General features: G+C 62.4%; 15 protein-coding genes. 6 read left to right on the top strand and 9 right to left on the bottom strand.

All coding sequences use genetic code 11. The features are described 5' to 3' along the window. Position 1: 1 nt before the first annotated feature. Entirely contained in the window at positions 2-454 is a 453-nt protein-coding gene (locus AC1DJO_RS01120) for a GatB/YqeY domain-containing protein (protein WP_112537821.1), read from the bottom strand. Positions 455-727: 273 nt separating this feature from the next. On the opposite strand from AC1DJO_RS01120, the gene carA reads away from it, so the two are divergent. Continuing rightward, positions 728-1,933 (top strand): glutamine-hydrolyzing carbamoyl-phosphate synthase small subunit, encoded by a 1,206-nt coding sequence (gene carA / locus AC1DJO_RS01115; RefSeq protein ID WP_477969207.1) that lies wholly within the window; start codon positions 728-730, stop codon positions 1,931-1,933. Between the two features lie 87 nt (positions 1,934-2,020). Beyond that, positions 2,021-3,052 carry an acyltransferase family protein gene (locus AC1DJO_RS01110; protein WP_477968529.1) on the top strand — a complete coding sequence of 344 codons (1,032 nt, stop codon included), beginning with the start codon at positions 2,021-2,023 and terminating at the stop codon, positions 3,050-3,052. A 98-nt stretch (positions 3,053-3,150) separates the two neighbouring features. On the opposite strand, the gene AC1DJO_RS01105 is transcribed toward AC1DJO_RS01110, so the two are convergent. The 3 genes from AC1DJO_RS01105 to AC1DJO_RS01095 form a co-directional block, all read right to left on the bottom strand. After that, complete coding sequence (locus AC1DJO_RS01105) at positions 3,151-4,554, bottom strand: MATE family efflux transporter (protein ID WP_477968527.1); 1,404 nt, start codon at positions 4,552-4,554, stop codon at positions 3,151-3,153. A gap of 144 nt (positions 4,555-4,698) precedes the next feature. Next, positions 4,699-5,943 (bottom strand): TCR/Tet family MFS transporter, encoded by a 1,245-nt coding sequence (locus tag AC1DJO_RS01100; protein ID WP_477968525.1) that lies wholly within the window; start codon positions 5,941-5,943, stop codon positions 4,699-4,701. Between the two features lie 155 nt (positions 5,944-6,098). Beyond that, positions 6,099-7,004: a LysR family transcriptional regulator gene (locus tag AC1DJO_RS01095; protein ID WP_477968523.1), complete on the bottom strand. Its 906-nt coding sequence runs from the start codon at positions 7,002-7,004 to the stop codon at positions 6,099-6,101. 98 nt (positions 7,005-7,102) lie between these two features. Between AC1DJO_RS01095 and AC1DJO_RS01090 the strand changes: the two genes are divergently transcribed. After that, a complete protein-coding gene (locus AC1DJO_RS01090; RefSeq protein ID WP_477968521.1) occupies positions 7,103-8,098 on the top strand; it encodes an aldo/keto reductase in 996 nt (331 codons plus the stop codon). Between the two features lie 36 nt (positions 8,099-8,134). On the opposite strand, the gene ypfJ is transcribed toward AC1DJO_RS01090, so the two are convergent. Further along, entirely contained in the window at positions 8,135-9,058 is a 924-nt protein-coding gene (gene ypfJ, locus AC1DJO_RS01085) for a KPN_02809 family neutral zinc metallopeptidase (RefSeq protein ID WP_477968519.1), read from the bottom strand. A gap of 80 nt (positions 9,059-9,138) precedes the next feature. Then, complete coding sequence (locus tag AC1DJO_RS01080; RefSeq protein ID WP_477940241.1) at positions 9,139-9,624, bottom strand: DUF2306 domain-containing protein; 486 nt, start codon at positions 9,622-9,624, stop codon at positions 9,139-9,141. Positions 9,625-9,781: 157 nt separating this feature from the next. Here AC1DJO_RS01080 and AC1DJO_RS01075 point away from each other — a divergent pair, with 157 nt between their 5' ends. The 3 genes from AC1DJO_RS01075 to AC1DJO_RS01065 all read left to right on the top strand — a co-directional run bounded on the left by AC1DJO_RS01075 (position 9,782) and on the right by AC1DJO_RS01065 (position 15,563). Next, positions 9,782-10,807 (top strand): zinc-dependent alcohol dehydrogenase family protein, encoded by a 1,026-nt coding sequence (locus AC1DJO_RS01075; protein ID WP_477968517.1) that lies wholly within the window; start codon positions 9,782-9,784, stop codon positions 10,805-10,807. Positions 10,808-10,979: 172 nt separating this feature from the next. After that, the gene (carB, locus tag AC1DJO_RS01070) at positions 10,980-14,468 is read left to right on the top strand and encodes a carbamoyl-phosphate synthase large subunit (RefSeq protein WP_477968515.1); all 3,489 of its coding nucleotides are present in this window, start codon (positions 10,980-10,982) and stop codon (positions 14,466-14,468) included. Positions 14,469-14,534: 66 nt separating this feature from the next. Then, positions 14,535-15,563 carry an alpha/beta fold hydrolase gene (locus AC1DJO_RS01065; protein ID WP_477968513.1) on the top strand — a complete coding sequence of 343 codons (1,029 nt, stop codon included), beginning with the start codon at positions 14,535-14,537 and terminating at the stop codon, positions 15,561-15,563. A gap of 33 nt (positions 15,564-15,596) precedes the next feature. Here AC1DJO_RS01065 and AC1DJO_RS01060 read toward each other — a convergent pair whose 3' ends face one another. From AC1DJO_RS01060 to AC1DJO_RS01050, 3 genes are all read right to left on the bottom strand, one after another. Next, positions 15,597-16,034, bottom strand: a complete 438-nt coding sequence (locus AC1DJO_RS01060; RefSeq protein WP_477968511.1) for a VOC family protein — start codon at positions 16,032-16,034, stop codon at positions 15,597-15,599. Positions 16,035-16,124: 90 nt separating this feature from the next. Beyond that, the gene (locus AC1DJO_RS01055) at positions 16,125-17,600 is read right to left on the bottom strand and encodes a UdgX family uracil-DNA binding protein (RefSeq protein WP_477968509.1); all 1,476 of its coding nucleotides are present in this window, start codon (positions 17,598-17,600) and stop codon (positions 16,125-16,127) included. After that, the gene (locus AC1DJO_RS01050) at positions 17,600-18,832 is read right to left on the bottom strand and encodes a putative DNA modification/repair radical SAM protein (protein ID WP_477969205.1); all 1,233 of its coding nucleotides are present in this window, start codon (positions 18,830-18,832) and stop codon (positions 17,600-17,602) included. Before AC1DJO_RS01050 ends, AC1DJO_RS01055 begins: the two co-directional genes overlap by 1 nt. Positions 18,833-18,889 lie beyond the last annotated feature (57 nt).

Below are 18,889 nucleotides of genomic sequence, written 5' to 3'. Positions count from 1 at the left end.
TTTACTTTAAGAGTTCCTTGACGGCGCCTGAAGCCTTGGCGAAATCCATCTGCCCGGCATAGCGCTCCTTCAGAGCGGCCATCACCTTGCCCATGTCCTTCGGGCCCTCGGCGCCGGTTTCCGCAATGATCGCCGAGATATTGGCGCGCACTTCGGCATCCGAAAGCTGTTTCGGCAGGAAATCCTGAATCACGGTGATTTCGGCGCGTTCCTTTGCGGCCAGCTCCGGGCGCGAATTCTCTTCGTAGATCTTCGCTGATTCGTCGCGCTGCTTCACCATCTTGGCGAGGATCTGCAAAATCTCGTCGTCGCTGGCTTCTTCCTTGCCGGCGCCGCGATTGGCGATATCGCGATCCTTGGTGGCCGCCTGAATGAGACGGATCGTCGAAAGGCGCTCGGCATTCTTGGCTTTCATCGCCTCTTTGAGGGCGGTGGCGAGTTGATCGCGCAGCATTATTTCACTCCTGTTGAATGGCGCTACATAAACCACGCAAATGGGGAGGATCAAATAAATTGCGATATCAGCGCCAGAAACCGCAGGAAAAGCGTGTCCCGATACGTTAGAAAAGATTGACGGCAGGCGAGAGCGTGGCTATCTACCGCCACCTGCACCAAAATTCGTGATCAGGCCTGAGACGCGCGGCGGCGAGCTGCGCCCATACGCTTGCGAACACAAATGGCAGCCTGACGGCCCAAGACGTCGAGAGCAGCCGGAAACGGGATGATGATGACCGCGACAGCCCCCTGGACCATTGAAAAGCCGACCGCCCTGCTCGTTCTCGCAGATGGCACCGTCATCGAAGGAAAGGGCATTGGCGCGACCGGCAAGGTCCAGGCCGAAGTGGTCTTCAACACCGCACTGACCGGCTATGAGGAAATCCTCACCGACCCCTCCTATCTCGGCCAGATCGTCACCTTCACCTTCCCGCATATCGGCAATATCGGCACCAACGAAGAAGACATCGAAGACCTGACGCCGGCAGCACGCCACGGCGCGGTCGGCGTCATCTTCAAGGCTGACATCACCGAACCGTCCAACTACCGCGCCGCCAAACATCTCGACGCCTGGCTGAAAGCCCGCGGCATCATCGGCCTCTGCGGCATTGACACACGCGCCCTCACCGCCTGGATCCGCGAGAACGGCTCGCCGAACGCCGTCATCGCCCATGATCCGAACGGCGTCTTCGACGTCGATACGCTGAAGGCCGAAGCGAAGGCCTGGAGCGGCCTCGAAGGTCTCGACCTCGCCAAGATCGCCTCGTCGGGCCAGTCCTCGCAGTGGACGCAGACACCCTGGATCTGGAACGAAGGCTATGGCGAACTCGGCGCTGCCGATGCCAAGTACCACGTCGTCTGCCTCGACTACGGCGTGAAGCGCAACATCCTGCGCCTCTTCGCCGGTCTCGACTGCAAGGTCACCGTAATGCCGGCAACGGCGAGCGCCGAAGACGTGCTTGCCGTCAAGCCCGACGGTATCTTCCTGTCGAACGGCCCGGGTGACCCGGCTGCCACCGGCGAATACGCCGTTCCAGTTATCCAGACGCTGATCAAGACCGACATCCCGGTCTTCGGCATCTGCCTCGGCCACCAGATGCTGGGTCTCGCACTCGGCGCCAAGACCGAAAAGATGCACCAGGGCCATCACGGCGCCAACCATCCGGTCAAGGATCACACGACGGGCAAAGTCGAGATCGTCTCGATGAATCACGGCTTCGCTGTTGACACGAAGTCGCTGCCCGAAGGCGTTGAGGAGACTCACGTTTCGCTCTTCGACGGCACCAATTGCGGCCTGCGCGTCTCCGGCAAGCAGATCTTCTCGGTGCAGCACCACCCGGAAGCCTCTCCCGGCCCGCAGGACAGCCACTACCTCTTCCGCCGCTTCATCAACATGGTGCGCGCCAAGAAGGGCGAAGAGGCTCTTGCCGAACGGTAAGAACGTCGGCCATTCATTAACAGCGCCTTAAGTGCGCGGTGCTATTCATTGTCCAGTCAAGCGTCAGACGCCCCCACTGGATCAACGATGAGAGAGCGCCGCCACATTGCGAGCCTCGACGGATTGCGCGGCATCACTGCGCTGGCCGTCGTCATGGCCCATATCTACGTGATCTTTCCCGTGCTCGGGCCGCTGCCGCTGCCCGATATCGGCAGCGGCGCCGTGGCGATCTTCTTTGCCATCAGCGGCTTCCTGATGGCCTATCTCTATGGCGACAGGCCATTCTCCAGAAAGAATGCCGCCGATTTCCTCGTCAGCCGCTTTGCTCGCATCTATCCGGTCTATCTCGCCGCCGTGCTTCTGGTCGTGGTTCTCTCGGCCGTTCCCGGCCTCGGTTACATCGATCCGATAACGGGATCCTTACAGATCGTCCGTCATATCGTCATGCTCGGCTCGACCGGCGTTCTCTGGACGATCCCGCCCGAGATCCAGTTCTACCTGGTCTTCCCGTTCATCTGGATGTTCCTCGCCAATCCGGTCCGCTACCAGTGGATCGCGGTGCTGATCGGCTGCCTGCTGGCGATCGACGGTCTTCTCGGCTTTCCGGGAAGCGGCATCCTCTTGATATCGAAGCTGCCCTATTTCCTGCTCGGCGTGCTGGCCGGCTACCTGCACCCGCGCCTGCAAAGTGCGGCCCGCGGCATAACAGTCGGCGTCATGGCGATCCTCTTGCCGGCCTTTCTGCTCAGCCATCGCGCCCTGTCGATCGAGGTCTCCGACACTCTCTGGGGTATGTCGACGGCGCTTGCTGCGGCCCTTTCCGTCTTGCTCGTCGCCCGCGAGCATCCGATTTCTGCGGCGCTCTTCGCCTCCCGCCCCTTCCGTTTTCTGGGAACGATCAGCTTTTCGCTCTATCTCCTGCATGTGCCGTGCCTGTTCCTGACGGCCAAGCTGCTCGCAGGCATGCCGCTCTGGCTCGTCATCCCCATCGGATGTGCCGTCGCGCTCGCAGTCGCCACCGCGAGCTACCACGTCATCGAGGCGCCATGCCGCATCTTCCTCGTCAATCGCTGGAAGCGCCGCAATCCGAACAAGGCGGAGCTCTTGACCTCAAGTTGACTTGACGAATGACTGCCGTGCAGGCGCACGCCTCGGCATTCGCGCCGGCATTACCAGTCACGGACCGGTGGCAACCTGATGGTGACGAATGGCCGGGTTCAGGCGCCGGCCATTCTCCCCTCGCGGCGCACGAGAATATAGAAGCGGGCGCAGAGCATCGTCGCCGCTGCCGCAAGCCCGACCAGGAAGCCGAACCAGATGCCGACGCCGCCGAAGCCGAGCGGGAAGGCCAGCAGCCATGCCAGGAAGAAGCCGATCGGCCAATAGGCGATCAGGGCCAGGATCATCGGCACCCGCGCGTCCTTCAGCCCGCGCAGCAGGCCGCTGGCGATCGCCTGGATGCCATCCACCAGCTGGAACAGCCCCGCAACGACGATCAGCGGACCCGCATAGGCGAGCACCGCGGCAGCTTCCGGGTGGCTGGTATCGAGGAACCAGCGCGCGAAAAACTCCGGCATGACGGCAAACAGTATACCGCCGAGTGCCGAAACCACGCAGGCGATGATCATCACGGTGATCGAGGCACGCACGACGGCCAGATGATCGCCCTGCCCGTGGGCAACACCGATGCGAACCGTTGCCGCCTGGCTGAGGCCGAGTGGGATCATGAAGGCGATCGACGCCCATTGCAGTGCGATGCCGTGGGCGGCCAGCTCGATCGTGCCGATGCGGCCCATCAGCAGCGACGCTGCGGTAAACAGGCTGACTTCGGCCAGGATCGTGATGCTGATCGGCAGACCGAGACGCACAACGTCCCAGAGCGCATGCCAGTCCGGCCGCCAGAAGCGCACCAGGATCTCGTAGCGGCGCGTCTCCTCTTTCATCTGCACATAGGCGAGGATGAACAGGAAGCCCGCCGTCTGCACGGCAACGGAAACGATCGCCGCGCCTTCCAGACCCATCGCCGGAAAGCCGAAATGGCCGAGCACCAGAATGTAGGCAAAGATCGCGTTTAGTACCAGCATGGCTATGGTGACGTTCAGAACCACAGCCGCCTTGCCGATGGCGCTGACCAGCGCTCGCATGACATTGTAGAGCAGGCCTGGAAGCACTGCGAAATGGCCGATCAGGATATAGCCATGTGCGAGCTTGGCGACCTCCGGCTTCTGCCCGGCGGCCAGCAGGATTTCCTCGGCATAGAAGAAGGCTGGCTGCATGACCAGCCAATAGGCGGTAACGACCCAGAGACCCATGCGCATCGAGCGGCGCACCGTGACGATATCGCCACGCCCATAGGCCTGCGCCACCATCGGAATGACGGCGATCGCAAATCCCGAGCCGAAGATCAGGATGGTGAAGAGGAACTGCGCTGACAGCACCATGGCCGCCAGGTTTTCGGCGCCGAGCTGGCCGACGATCATCACATCGGTTGTGTTGATGCCGAGCTGGGCGAGCTGCGCGCCGATGAAGGGTATGCCGAGCGCCAGCGTCGCACGGAAATGCGATCCCCAATGGTTGTCGGTGTGCGGCGCGAGCTTGTTCACGTCAACAGGCGTGTCCATGGCAAAAGTCCAATTGTTTTGAATCGTTTTCGGCCGCGGAATGGCGGCAAGTTATTACCGGGCCTTAGATCAAAGCCCGGCAAAGAGCTACCCTAAAACAGGCAAATGCTGAAATATTCATCACAGCATCACTGAATCTGATGGCTATTCTGCCAGAGCTTCGATCGTCTTCGGCCGCGACGGTCGCACCTTGATGAAGAACACCACCGCCGCCACGAGAATGAAGAAAGCCGCCATCAGATAAGGGGCACCTGCAAAGGTAACCGGCGCATCCGGCTTGGTGAAATAGCCGAACAGCTGCGTGAAGATAACCGGGCCGATGATCGTGGTGATGCTGCTCAGACTGGTCAGCGCCCCCTGCAGCTCACCCTGCGCCGACGGCGGCACCTTGCCGGCCGCAATGCTGCGCAGCGGCGGATCAGCGACGTTCTCCATGACCGTCATGACGATGATCACATAGACCATCCAGCCCTCCCAGGCGAACGCATAGCCCGTCAAGCCGACGACCGAAAAGCAGAGACCGATGACCGCCGTCTTCCACTCGCCGAGAACAGGAACGACCTTCGGCAGCACCAGCCCCATGACGATCGCCGCGCCGATGCCATAGATGCCGAGCGACAGGCCGATCTGGCCCTCACTCCAGCCATAGCGGTAGGTGCCGACGAAGGACCAGACGGCTGGATAAACCGAATGCGCCAGCCAGAACAGGAACATCACGGCGGCAACCCAGCCGATGCCGGGATAGTGGCGCATCTGTTTCAAGGCGCCGAGCGGGTTGGCGCGCTTCCATTCGAAGGGGCGGCGATGCTTGGCATCCAAGGTCTCGGGCAGCAGGAAATAGGCGGCGGCGAAATTCAGGAACGACACCAGCGCCGCCCCGAAAAACGGCACGCGCGGACCAAATTCGCCGAGAAACCCGCCGATGACAGGGCCGATGGTAAAGCCGACGCCGAAGGCGATGCCGATCAGGCCGAAATTCTTCGCCCGGTTCTCTTCGGTGCTGATATCGGCGATATAGGCCGAGCAGGTGGCGAAACTGCCGCCACTGAAGCCCGCCAGCGCCCGGCCGACAAACAGCATCCAGAAGCTGGTGGCGACCGCGCAAATGAAATTGTCGATGGCGAAGGTGAGCACCGAAATCAGCAGGATCGGCCTGCGCCCGAAGCGATCACTGAGATTGCCGAGCAGCGGCGCGAACAGAAACTGCATGATCGCATAGACGACGAGCAGCCAGCCGCCATCCAGCGCCGCGTCGCTGACGCTGCCGCCCGTCAACTCTTCCAGATAGGCAGGCAGAACCGGCATGATGATCGCGATGCCGATGACATCGAGAAACAGGATCATGAAAACCAGGAGCAGGCCGCGGCGTACGAATTTGGGATCAAGCATGAGTCATCTCTCAACAGCTGCTGTTTTCTGGAAAGACGATCTCATCGCCGGGAATGTTACATAGCCGAAGCAGAAAAATGAAACAATACGTGAACATTTCAAAGTTTTTGATGGCGAAGACAATGAAATTGATCGCGCCCGCGAACAAAACGGGATTATGAGCCCCTCCGCCCCTCGGCCTTGACGAAATCGACGAATGCGCGAAGAGCGGGCGGCATGTGCTTGCGGCTGGCATAATAGAGGAACGGCCCGGAGAATTCCGTGACCCATTCCTCGAGGATTGGCACCAGTTCGCCCCGTTCAAATCCGGGAAGCAGCACTTCCTCGAATGTCCTGATGATGCCAAGGCCTGCAATCGCGGCTCCCACTTCCATCTCGATCGAGTTTGCAACCAGCGGCCCGGACACCGATAGCGTCAGCGTCTCCTCGCCGCGGTCGAACTCCCAGGCGAAATGCGCGCGGCTGCGAAAGCGATGGCGGATGCAGTCATGCTCCAGCAGGTCGCGCGGATGAGCAGGTGTACCGCGCCGTTGCAGATAGGCAGGCGATGCAGCCGTGACGTAACGCTGGCGGCGCGGGCCGATCGGCACGGCGATCATGTCGCGCTCCAGCCGCTCGTCATAACGGATACCGGCATCGAAGCCCGCCTCGACGACATCGACAAAGTCGTCCTCCGCAAGGATCTCCAGCTTGATCTCCGGGTAAAGCGCCAGGAACCGGCTGGCGATCTCAGGCAGTAAGAGCCGCGACACAATGGTCGGCACGTTCAGCCGCAAAGTGCCGGCCGGGCTGTCGCGGAAACTGTCGAGCTGCCCGAGCGCCGAGGCAACCTCCCCCAGCGCCGGCGCCAGCCGTTCCAGGAGACGTTCGCCTGCCTCGGTCGGCGTGACGCTACGGGTCGTGCGGTTGAGCAGCCGCACGCCGAGCCGCTCTTCCAGCCGCCGCAGGGAATCGCTGAGCGACGACGGCGAGACGCCGCGCTTGCGGGCCGCGGCACGAAAGCTTCGCTCCCTTGCAATCGCCGTGAAGGCATCCAGATCACTGAGCGGCAGATCATCCATTGTGCATTTTCCCGTACGGCTCATTCGCCACTATCCGGATTATCGCACATATTCGCAGACGATAGAAAGAGTGCCGAACGCATCACAAGGAGAAGACAATGCAAACCTATCGCCTGGGAAAGACCGGCCCCGAAGTCTCCGCCATCGGCCTCGGCTGCATGGGCATGTCAGGCATGTATGGACCCGCCGACCGGGCCGAAAGCATTGCAACGGTCCACGCCGCATTGGATGCCGGGACCAACCTGCTCGATACCGGCGATTTCTATGGCATGGGCCACAACGAAATGCTGATCGGCGAGGCGCTGAAGAACCGCAAGCGCGAGGACCTCATCATCAGCGTCAAGACTGGCGCTTTGCGCGATCCGCTCGGCGCCTGGAATGGCTATGATTCCCGCCCGGCAGCGCTGAAGAATTTCATCGCCTATTCGCTGCAGCGGCTCGGCACCGATTATATCGACATCTACCGCCCTGCCCGTCTCGATCCGAACGTGCCGATCGAGGAAACCGTCGGTGCCATCGCCGACATGATCAAGGCCGGCTACGTCCGCCATATCGGCCTGTCCGAAGTCGGCGCCGATACCATCCGCCGCGCTGCAGCCGTTCACCCGATCGCCGACCTGCAGATCGAATACTCGCTGATCTCCCGCGGCATCGAGGATCAGATCCTCCCCACCTGCCGCGAACTCGGCATCTCGATCACCGCCTATGGCGTGCTGTCGCGCGGCCTGATCAGCGGCCATTGGCAGAAGGGCCAGGATGGCGGCAGAGGCGATTTCCGCGCCGTCAGCCCGCGCTTCCAGGCCGCCAATATCGACCAGAACCTCGCCCTTGTCGAAGAACTGCGCAAGATCGCTGCGGAAAGGCAGGTCAGCGTCGCCCAGATCGCCATCGCCTGGGTCGCGGCACAAGGTAAGGATATCGTTCCGCTGATCGGCGCCCGCCGCCGCGACCGGCTCACCGAAGCGCTCGGTTCAAGCGCTGTTGAGCTCAGCGCTGACGACATCGCGGCAATCGAGCGCGCCGTGCCAAAGGACGCCGCTGCGGGCGCCCGTTATCCGGACGTGCAGCTGAAGCATATGGATAGTGAACGCTAATCGGATGGCTCCGCCGGAGAGGCGGAGCCTCCCGGCTCAGACCGGACCGCTAAAGGTGTCGCAAGCCGAAACCTTGCCGCTGTCGAATCCCTGCTTGAACCATTTGACGCGCTGCGCTGAGGTTCCGTGGTTGAAGCTGTCGGGGACGACATAGCCCTGGCTGCGCTTCTGCAGCGTATCGTCGCCGATCTGCTGGGCGGCGTTCAGCGCGTCCTGGATATCATCTGGATTGATATAGCCCTTGCGCTGCTCAAACTTGGCGAAGACGCCGGCGAAGCAATCGGCCTGCAGCTCGACGCGCACCGACATCTTGTTGGCGTCCACTTCGCTCATCCGCTGGCGGGCCTCGTTGAATTTCGGCAGCACGCCGAGAATGTTCTGAACATGATGGCCGACTTCGTGGGCGATCACGTAGGCCTCGGCAAATTCGCCCTTGGCGCCGAACTGCTGGCTGAGTTGGTGGAAGAAATCGGTGTCGAGATAGACCTTGCGGTCGACGGGGCAGTAGAACGGGCCAGATGCGGCTGATGCAGCGCCGCAACCGGAGCGCGTCGAGCCCGAGAACAGCACCAGAGCCGGCTTTTCGTAAGTCTGGCCGGATGCCTGAAAGATACCAGTCCAGGTATCTTCGGTATCGGCAAGCACGGTGCGCACGAAGGCCGTCATGTCGTCATTGGCAGGCGTTCCATTGCCCTGCGACTGGCTCTGTTCGTAGCCCGAACCGCCATTCATTGTGCCGTCCATGACCTGCATCAGGTCGATGCCCATCGCCTTGAAGATGAAATAGATGACGACGAGGAAGATGATCGTGCCGATCGACAACCCGCCCCCTCCGCGGCGCATGCCGCCCGAGGGAAAGCTGAACCCGCCGCCACGGCCGAAGGGACTCTGCCCGCCGCTGGAAGGGTCTCCGCGGCGATCCTCGATATTGTCCGATTGACGGCGGCCCTTCCATTCCATCTCAACTCTCCCCGGCAGTGCCAAATGCACCTCTGCAGCCAACAGTTATATATCCGCCGCGACTGTGAATTCCAGCGGCTTCATGCCGTCGGCCGCATTCGCGAAGAGAGCATGATGGCTGCGGCGGCAGAGGTCACCACAAGCCCCGCGGCAAGCGCGACCATGTCGTGCCCGGAAAACACCACTGAGTTCATGATCCGCCCCGGCAGCAAGGTAAACAGCCCGGCAATGACGATGCCGCCGAAATAGATCGAGCGGACGATATGGCGATGCCTGACGACATCGTGGCGCCGGGCTGCAGCAATCGCCTGCCAGGCACCGAACAGTGTTGCGATCGACAGCAGGTGAATGGGGCTAAAACCGTAAAACATGTTGAGCTCGTGAATGAAGAAGGTGGAGAGCGCGGTGATCACCATCAGCCCCATCCAGATCTTGCCGAGCAACCGGTGCCGCGGCGTGCCCTTGGGCCGCGACAGCAGATAGGCGCCGAGCAAGGCGGCCGGCACGACCGTCGCAACATGAATCTGGATTGCAGGCTGCGCATCGAGCAAGGGTTCTAGGGTCATCTACTATCTCCTCGGGAACGCCGTGATCTTTCCGCCGGATGCGGCGCCGCGCAAGAGGCGAGTGCCAACTCTTTCGGCTCTTCCCGGGGCCTTGCCGTCAAGCCTTGACGCATCAGCCCATTTTTGCGCCTGATGGCGTCGGAGCGAGGAGAAAATCATGAAGGCCCTGCGTCTGGAAGCAACCGGCAGACTTGCCGTGGTGGAAGCCGAAAAGCCGGTTCCCGGCCCGAACGATATCCTGGTCAAGGTGGATGCCTGCGGCATCTGCGGCACCGACCGCCATCTTTTCCACGGCGAATTTCCCTCGACGCCGCCCGTCATCCTCGGACACGAATTCACCGGCATCGTCGAGGCGGTCGGTTCCGGCGTGAAGAATTTCCGGGCCGGCATGCGTGTCACCGGCGATCCGAACATTTCCTGCGGCCTTTGCCCGGAATGCCAGCGCGGCCGGGTCAACCTCTGCCGCAACCTGCGCGCCATCGGCATCCATCGCGATGGCGGCTTCGCCGATTATGTCTGCATGCCGGAAACGCAGGCCTACGCCCTGCCCGCCGGTCTCGATCCTCTGCACGGCGCTTTCTGCGAGCCGCTGGCCTGCTGCATCCACGGCGTCGACATGGCCGGCATCACCACCGGCCAATCGGTCGTCGTGCTGGGCGGCGGCGTCATCGGGCTGCTGGTCGTCCAGCTCGCCCGCCTCGCCGGCGCAACACGCGTGGTGCTGGTGACCCGCAATGCCGAAAAACGCCGCCTCGCCGAAGACCTTGGCGCAACCGCGACAGTCGATCCGTCAGCCGGCGATGTCATTGAGTTGATATCGGGCAAGAACGGCATTCTCCCTGATGGTGCAGATGTAGTCATCGAATGCGCGGGGGTTCCGGAGACCATCGAGCAGGCGCCCCGCCTCGCCCGAAAAGGCGGCACCGCCGTCATCCTCGGCGTCATGCCGCAAGGCGCAACGGTTTCGATCGAACCCTTCGACCTGCTGTTCCGGGAAATCCGCCTGCTCGGATCCTTCGTCAACCCCTTCACCCACGCCCGCGCCGCCGATCTGATCGCCTCAGGTGCCATCAAGGTCGAGCCGCTGATTTCTCGCAGGATCGGCTTCGAGGGGGCCCTTAAGACCATCGCCAATCCGGCTCCATCAGGCGAGATCCGGGCTCTTGTCATACCCGGCCTTTGATACCCCTACCGACAACCTGCGGATTCCTGTCGATTCCTTGAATTATGGGGTTCCGTTTCGGTTTCGCTTTGCCTATAAGCCGCTTCTAGCCTGAAAAGACCCTCAATGCGCGACCCGACCCGGTGCCTCCCACCCTGGCCGGTTTTCTGCGCAGCTAGAAACGGATATTGCCATGCCGAAGCGCCAAGACATCAAATCGATCCTCATCATCGGCGCAGGACCGATCGTCATCGGCCAGGCTTGCGAATTCGACTACTCGGGAACCCAGGCCTGCAAGGCGCTGAAGGAGGAAGGCTACCGCGTCATCCTCGTCAACTCCAACCCGGCAACGATCATGACCGATCCGGGCCTGGCCGACGCCACTTACGTCGAGCCGATCACCCCCGAAGTCGTCGCCAAGATCATCGCCAAGGAACGCCCGGACGCCCTGCTGCCGACCATGGGCGGCCAGACGGCACTCAACACTGCGCTTTCCCTCAAGAGAATGGGCGTTCTCGACCGCTACAATGTCGAGATGATTGGCGCCAAGCCCGCTGCCATCGACATGGCCGAAGACCGCGCTCTCTTCCGCGAAGCCATGGACCGTATCGGCCTGGAAACCCCGCGTTCGATGCTGGCCAACGCCACCGACATCAAGGATCTCGACCGCAAGACGCATGAGGCCGAGCGCAACAAGCTCAAGGAAAGCCTGTCGGGCGCCGATCTCGACAAGGCGCTCGACGCGCTCGAAAACCAGTGGAACCTCGGCGAGACCGACCGCAAGCAGCGCTATATCAGCCATGCCATGGCAATCGCCGCACAGGCCATCGACGTCGTCGGCCTGCCCGCCATCATCCGCCCGTCCTTCACCATGGGCGGCACCGGCGGCGGTATTGCCTATAACCGCTCGGAATTCTTCGAAATCATCGGCGGCGGCCTCGATGCCTCGCCCACCACCGAAGTGCTGATCGAGGAATCGGTTCTCGGCTGGAAGGAATATGAAATGGAAGTGGTCCGCGACAAGGCGGACAACTGCATCATCATCTGCTCGATCGAGAACATCGACCCGATGGGCGTCCATACCGGCGATTCGATCACCGTTGCCCCTGCCCTGACGCTGACCGACAAAGAATACCAGATGATGCGCAACGCCTCGATCGCGGTTCTGCGCGAGATCGGCGTCGAGACCGGCGGCTCGAACGTCCAGTTCGCCGTCAACCCGAAGGACGGCCGCCTCGTCGTCATCGAAATGAACCCGCGCGTCTCGCGCTCTTCGGCGCTGGCTTCGAAGGCCACCGGCTTCCCGATCGCCAAGGTCGCCGCCAAGCTCGCCGTCGGCTACACGCTCGACGAACTAGACAACGACATCACCGGTGGCGCAACGCCCGCCTCCTTCGAGCCGTCGATCGACTATGTCGTCACCAAGATCCCGCGCTTTGCCTTCGAGAAGTTCCCGGGCGCCTCGCCGGTTCTGACCACCGCCATGAAATCGGTCGGCGAAGTCATGGCAATCGGCCGTACCTTTGCTGAATCGCTGCAGAAGGCGCTGCGTGGCCTCGAAACCGGCCTCACCGGCCTCGACGAGATCGAGATCCCGGGCGTCGAAGAGGGTGAATCCAGCCAGAACGCCATCCGCGCCGCCATCGGCACGCCGACGCCGGATCGTCTGCGCATGGTCGCCCAGGCGCTGCGCCAGGGCATGAGCCCGGAAGAAGTCCACGAAGGCTGCAAGATCGATCCGTGGTTCATCGCCCAGTTCAAGGCGATCGTCGACACCGAAGCCCGCATCCGCGAGCACGGCCTGCCTGAGGATGCCGCCAATCTCCGCAGCCTCAAGGCCATGGGCTTCTCCGACGCCCGCCTGGCGACGCTCTCCGGCAAGCGCCCGAAGGAAGTGGCGGAACTCCGCAACAGCCTGAACGTCCGCCCGGTCTTCAAGCGCATCGACACCTGCGCCGCCGAATTCGCCTCGCCGACCGCCTACATGTATTCGAGCTACGAAACGCCCTTCGTCGGCGCAGCACGCTCGGAAGCCGAAGTCTCCGACCGCAAAAAGGTCGTCATCCTCGGTGGTGGTCCGAACCGTATCGGCCAGGGCATCGAGTTCGATTATTGCTGCTGCCATGCCGCCTTCGCACTCCGCGATGCCGGCTACGAAGCGATCATGATCAACTGCAACCCGGAAACAGTCTCGACCGACTACGACACCTCCGACCGCCTCTATTTCGAGCCGCTGACGGCCGAAGACGTGATCGAGATCCTGCGCGCCGAGCAGGAAAAGGGCGAAGTCGTCGGCGTCATCGTCCAGTTTGGCGGCCAGACCCCGCTGAAGCTTGCCGAGGCGCTCGAGAAGAACGGCATCCCGATCCTCGGCACCGCGCCTGACATGATCGACCTTGCCGAAGACCGCGACCGCTTCCAGAAGCTGCTGGTCAAGCTCGACCTGACGCAGCCGAACAACGGCATCGCCTACTCGGTCGAGCAGGCACGCCTCGTCGCCACCGAAATCGGCTTCCCGCTGGTCGTGCGCCCGTCCTACGTTCTCGGCGGCCGCGCCATGCAGATCATTCATTCGGAATCGATGCTGCAGACCTACCTGCTGGATACCGTTCCGGAACTGGTACCTGAGGACATCAAGCAGCGCTACCCGAACGACAAGACCGGCCAGATCAACACCCTGCTCGGCAAGAACCCGCTGCTCTTCGACAGCTACCTCTCCAACGCCATCGAAGTCGACGTCGACTGCCTCTCGGATGGTACCGACGCCTATGTCGCCGGCATCATGGAGCATATCGAGGAAGCCGGCATTCACTCCGGCGACTCGGCCTGCTCGCTGCCGCCGCGCACGCTCTCGACGGAAATGCTCGACGAGCTGGAGCGTCAGGCAAAGGCCATGGCCAAGGCGCTCAACGTCGTCGGCCTGATGAACGTCCAGTTCGCGATCAAGGACGGCACGGTCTACGTGCTCGAAGTCAACCCGCGCGCCTCGCGCACGGTGCCCTTCGTCGCCAAGACCATCGGCGCGCCGATCGCCAAGATCGCCGCGCGCGCCATGGCCGGTGAGAAGCTCGATGCGACCTTTGCCGCTTACGGCGAAAAGCCCGATCCGCGCAACCTGAAACACATCGCCGTCAAGGAAGCCGTCTTCCCCTTCGCCCGCTTCCCGGGCGTCGACACGCTGCTCGGCCCGGAAATGCGCTCGACCGGCGAAGTCATCGGCCTCGACACCGATTTCGCGCTGGCCTTCGCCAAGTCGCAGCTCGGTGCCAGCGTCGAGCTGCCGCGTGACGGAACGGTGTTCGTCTCGGTGCGCGACGAAGACAAGCCGCGCGTTCTGCCGGCGATCCGCCTGCTGGTCGCCGAAGGCTTCAAGGTTCTGGCAACCGGCGGCACCGCCCGCTATCTCGCCGAACAGGGCATCACCGCCACCAAGATCAACAAGGTTCTGGAGGGACGCCCGCATATCGAGGACGCCATCCGCAACCGTCAGGTCCAGCTCGTCATCAACACGACCGACGGCAACAAGGCGATTTCAGACTCCAAGTCGCTGCGCCGCGCCACGCTGATGCAGAAGGTGCCCTACTACACGACGATGGCGGGCGCCGAGGCTGCAGCGCAGGCGATCAAGGCGCTGCGCGCCGGCAATCTCGAAGTCCGCCCGCTGCAGAGCTATTTCGCCTAATCGCGAAATTCTTAACCGGCTTTCTGCTATTCCTCGCCACAGGCAACGCTGCGGCGGGGAAGCAAGATGAGAAGCATAGCCATCCGGATCGCCAGGATTCTCGCCGGCATTGCCGGAGCTCTCATCGTCATCGCGCTTCTCGTATTCGCCGGCTTCTACGCCGCCTCAATCTGGCGTGAGAGCCTGCCGCCGGGCCGCAACGGCGAGCCCGGCCAATATCTCCAGGCCGACGGCCTCGACCTCCACTACCGTGAATGGGGACCGAAGACCGGCCAGGCGATCCTGCTGATCCCCGGCGCCATGGCCTGGTCGGAAACCTGGGAGCCGATCGCCGAACGGCTGGGAAACGACGGCTTCCGCGTCATCGCCCCCGACCTGCCGCCCTTCGGCTATTCCGAACGGCCCTCTTCCGGCGATTATTCACGCAACGCACAGGCCCGCCGCATCCTCGCCTTTGCCGACGCCGTGGGGCTCAGGCAATTCGTGTTGCTCGGCCATTCCTTCGGCGGCGGCGGCACCGTCGAGGCCGCGCTGACCCAGCCGGACCGCATCTCCGGCCTCGTCTTGCTCGACGTCGCACTCGGCCTCGGACGCCCGCCAGCCAAACCGCCGCTGGCACCGCTTTTCTCGGCACCCGGCCTGCGCGAAGCCATCATGGCCGCCACCTTCACCAACCCTCTCATGATCGGCAAAGGGCTGCGCGATTTCGTCGCCGACGACGATGCCGTCGCCACACCGGAACGGATCGAAGTCTACCGCCGCCCGCTTGACGTCAAGGGCACCAGCCACGCGATCGCCGACTGGTTCGTCACCGGCCTGTTCGGCAACGAGGAAAGCTCGCGCGCCTTCAAAGCGGAAAATTACCGCGGCTTCGAAAAGCCGGCGCTCCTCATCTGGGGCAAGGAAGACAGCGTCACGCCGCTGGTACAGGGCGAAGAGATCGCCAGCCTGCTGCCGAAGGCGCAGCTTTCCGTGCTCGACGGCGTCAATCACATCCCGCAGATCGAGGCGCCCGAGAAGACCGCCAGCCTGATCGCCGCGTTCATGACGTCGCTGCCGGTGACGGATACGAATGGCGCCGCTTCGAACCCATAACGGCGGCGCTCAGATTTCATCGTTAATCTCGCCTTAGCCGAGTTCCTCGGCGAGCCCGATCAGCAACCCTTCGGGCCCACGGATGTAGCAAAGCAGATAGGCATCCTCGTACCCGACGACGTCTCCCACCAGCTGCGCGCCACATGCACGAAGCCGCTCGAGCGTTTCGTTCAGATCATCGACCGTGAACATGGCGCGGAGATAGCCGAAGGCGTTGACAGGCGCATTCCTGTGATCCGCCATGACCTCAGGCCGGATGAAACGTGAGAGTTCCAACCGGCTGTGGCCATCCGGCGTACGCATCATGGCAATCTCGACATGCTGATCTCCCAGCCCCGTGACGCGCCCCGCCCACGCGCCTTCGATCGTGGCGCGCCCTTCGAGTTCCAGACCAAGTTCGCCAAAAAACGTGATCGCTCCCGTGAGATCGTCGACGACGATGCCGATATTGTCCATCCGCTTCAGTGCCATGACTGCAGTCTCCCTTATCGTTAGCTCAGGCAAAGGACGCTTGAAGCGGCCCGCAACCGACACCCCACAGGAACGTTTTGAATCAGATTATCAGGCAGCGGAATCAGTTTTCGAAAGCGCCGCCATAAGCCTCTGTATTTCCACCATATCCCGTTGGAACAGTGCCGTCTGCTCCGCCCTGTCGCGCTCATCGGGGAGCCGCAGCAGATAGGAAGGATGCACGGTGGTGAACAGCAGCCGCCCGTTCGCCATCCGCATGGCCTGCCCCCTGATATCGGTCAGCTTGTGCTTCGTTTCCGTCAGCGAAGCGAGCGCCGTCGCGCCCATTGCCACGACGATTTTCGGCTTGATCAGATCGAGCTCCAGCTTCAGCCACCAACGGCAATGCTGTACCTCGCCCATACTGGGGCGCTGGTGGATGCGCCGCTTGCCGCGCGGCTCGTATTTGAAATGCTTGACGGCATTGGTGACATAGAGCGCCGATCGATCGATTCCCGCCGCCTCGATCGCCTGATCGAACACCTTGCCGGCCGGCCCGATGAAGGGCCGCCCTGCCAGATCCTCCTGATCGCCCGGCTGCTCGCCGACGAAGACGACATCGGCATTCCCGGGGCCCTCGCCGAACACCGTCTGAGTCGCCTTGGCATGCAGCGGACAGCGTGTGCAGACGGCGGCCTGTTCCCGCAGCGCCTCGAGCGTCCCGGCAGGCGCCGGTTCCGGCTGCGGCTGGTTGCGAGCCGCTTCCTGCAGGCGATCGTGAAAGGGCTGCGGCGTGCTCGCCTGGCGTTTGGCCATCTCGATCACCCGGCTCTCCGCATTGGCAATCAGCCCGGGGATGAGATCGGCCTCCGGCAGGTTCTTCCAGTATTTCTTCGGCATTTCCGCCTGCATCGCCTTCACCTTCAGCCGCGCCGGGTTGAAGATATTGGCGTAGTAGGTGCGCCAGAGTTCGTCGGCATCGTCGGTGAGATCAGGCTTCTCGCAGGGCTCGTGGCTGGTCGTCAGCTTCACGCCGTCCCACCCGGCCGAACCCTTCGGCGTCAGGATGATCCAGTCCATATCGTTGAACCGCCGCTGGAAGAACGACGCCTTGCGCACCACGATATGATGATCCGGCTCGAACCAGGCGAGAAACTTCCGCCGCCCGTTCATCGAGATACCGCTGCCGACCTCCTTGAAGCGCACGAAGGCGGTCATCTTGTGCGCGTCGCGGCGCACGCTCTTTTCCAAAAGGCGGGCTCGCGACACATCCTCGTCGGAAACGATATCAAGCAACTTCCTGTCGGATTGAAGCCGCCAGAGCAGCCGGTAGAGCAGCGAGAAGCGCACCGGATCGCAATGGCAGATGACCGCGGATGCCAGATCGATGAAGGCCTGCGGCACCGTCATCGGATTGCCGCCCGCCGGCTGCGGCGGCAGAACGTCTTCCTCCCAAAACAGCTGCTTATCGCCACCCCTCTCCCGCCACTCGATATCCTCGGGCGGAATGCCGGCCAGCGCCAGCGACCGGGCGGCATCGCGCCACTCGAAAAAGTCACCCTTGCCCTGCAGCGCCACCTTCAGCATCAGAGCAACTGCAGTTGTTCGGGTTTCGGTTCGAACATGGCGCGTAGATCCGGCCGCTCGATCAGCCGCCTCGGCGTCCATCCCTCGGCCGTCACGAAGGCCTGTACCTTCTTGATCGACACGCCGAGCCGCGCCAGATCCTCGATGCGAAGCCTGCGGAAACGGCGCCCGGAGAGAATGCCCTTCACCGCCTTGGTGCCGAGCCCCGGCACGCGCAAAAGCATCTCCTTGGCGGCCCGGTTGATATCGACAGGAAACTGCTCGCGGTGGCCAAGCGCCCAGGCAAGCTTCGGATCGAGATCGAGATCCAGCATGCCGCCCTCCTGTGTCGCGGTGATCTCGTCGATGCCGAAACCGTAGAAGCGATAGAGCCAATCGGCCTGGTAGAGCCGGTGCTCGCGCATCAGCGGCGGCTTGATCAGCGGCAGGTTCTTCGATGAATCCGGGATCGGGCTGAAGGCGGAATAATAGACGCGGCGAAGTCCGTAACTGCCGTAGAGCCGGGCACTGGTGCCGAGAATGGTGGCATCGCTGGCGCCATCTGCTCCCACGATCATCTGCGTGCTCTGGCCGGCCGGCACGAAGCGCTTGCGCCGCTTCGTCTGCAGCGTCGGCTCGCCGGCTTCCTCGATCTTCAGCCGGAGATCACCCATCGAGCGGCGGATGCCTGACGGCTTCTTCTCCGGGGCCAGACGGGTGATACCGCTGTCGGTTGGAAGCTCGATATTGAGTGACAGGCGGTCGGCGTAAAGCCCCGCCTCCTCGATCAACTTTGCAGACGCCTCCGGAATGGATTTCAGATGGATGTAGCCTCGGAAATTATGGGTGACGCGCAGCTCCCGCACTACCCGCACCATTTCCTCCATCGTGTGATCGGATGAGCGGATGATCCCCGACGACAGAAACAGGCCCTCGATATAATTGCGCCGGTAGAATTCCAGCGTCAGCCAGACCACTTCCTCAGGCGTGAAGCGCGCCCGCTCGACATTGCTGGACGAGCGGTTGATGCAGAAAGCGCAGTCATAGATGCAGAAATTGGTGAGCAGGATCTTTAAGAGCGAGATGCAGCGTCCGTCAGGCGCATAGGCATGGCAGATACCGGACCCCTCCGTCGAACCCAGGCCACCGTTCGCCCCCGAATCGCGCTTCGTGGTGCCACTGGAAGCGCAGGAGGCATCGTATTTCGCGGCGTCCGAAAGGATCGCCAGTCTTTCTTTCAGCGTCTTCTTCATTGTTTTGTTCACTATATGTTCCATCGCTAAAAGTCAAGCGAACCACGGGCATTTGCC

The sequence above is a fragment of the Rhizobium sp. 05N430 genome (assembly GCF_056396985.1).
Note: the sequence above shows the minus strand (reverse complement) of the source record. Positions and strands in the feature narration are given on the sequence as shown.

Bases quoted from the DNA above. Each gene is read 5' to 3' on its own strand.
- AC1DJO_RS01095 (WP_477968523.1), bottom strand. From the start codon at position 7,004: ATGGATGATCTGCCGCTCAGTGATCTGGATGCCTTCACGGCGATTGCA.
- AC1DJO_RS01105 (WP_477968527.1), bottom strand. From the start codon at position 4,554: ATGGACACGCCTGTTGACGTGAACAAGCTCGCGCCGCACACCGACAAC.
- AC1DJO_RS01090 (WP_477968521.1), top strand. From the start codon at position 7,103: ATGCAAACCTATCGCCTGGGAAAGACCGGCCCCGAAGTCTCCGCCATC.
- AC1DJO_RS01060 (WP_477968511.1), bottom strand. From the start codon at position 16,034: ATGGCACTGAAGCGGATGGACAATATCGGCATCGTCGTCGACGATCTC.
- AC1DJO_RS01065 (WP_477968513.1), top strand. From the start codon at position 14,535: ATGAGAAGCATAGCCATCCGGATCGCCAGGATTCTCGCCGGCATTGCC.
- AC1DJO_RS01075 (WP_477968517.1), top strand. From the start codon at position 9,782: ATGAAGGCCCTGCGTCTGGAAGCAACCGGCAGACTTGCCGTGGTGGAA.
- carB (WP_477968515.1), top strand. From the start codon at position 10,980: ATGCCGAAGCGCCAAGACATCAAATCGATCCTCATCATCGGCGCAGGA.
- ypfJ (WP_477968519.1), bottom strand. From the start codon at position 9,058: ATGGAATGGAAGGGCCGCCGTCAATCGGACAATATCGAGGATCGCCGC.
- carA (WP_477969207.1), top strand. From the start codon at position 728: ATGACCGCGACAGCCCCCTGGACCATTGAAAAGCCGACCGCCCTGCTC.
- AC1DJO_RS01110 (WP_477968529.1), top strand. From the start codon at position 2,021: ATGAGAGAGCGCCGCCACATTGCGAGCCTCGACGGATTGCGCGGCATC.
- AC1DJO_RS01120 (WP_112537821.1), bottom strand. From the start codon at position 454: ATGCTGCGCGATCAACTCGCCACCGCCCTCAAAGAGGCGATGAAAGCC.
- AC1DJO_RS01050 (WP_477969205.1), bottom strand. From the start codon at position 18,832: ATGAAGAAGACGCTGAAAGAAAGACTGGCGATCCTTTCGGACGCCGCG.
- AC1DJO_RS01100 (WP_477968525.1), bottom strand. From the start codon at position 5,943: ATGCTTGATCCCAAATTCGTACGCCGCGGCCTGCTCCTGGTTTTCATG.
- AC1DJO_RS01080 (WP_477940241.1), bottom strand. From the start codon at position 9,624: ATGACCCTAGAACCCTTGCTCGATGCGCAGCCTGCAATCCAGATTCAT.
- AC1DJO_RS01055 (WP_477968509.1), bottom strand. From the start codon at position 17,600: ATGCTGAAGGTGGCGCTGCAGGGCAAGGGTGACTTTTTCGAGTGGCGC.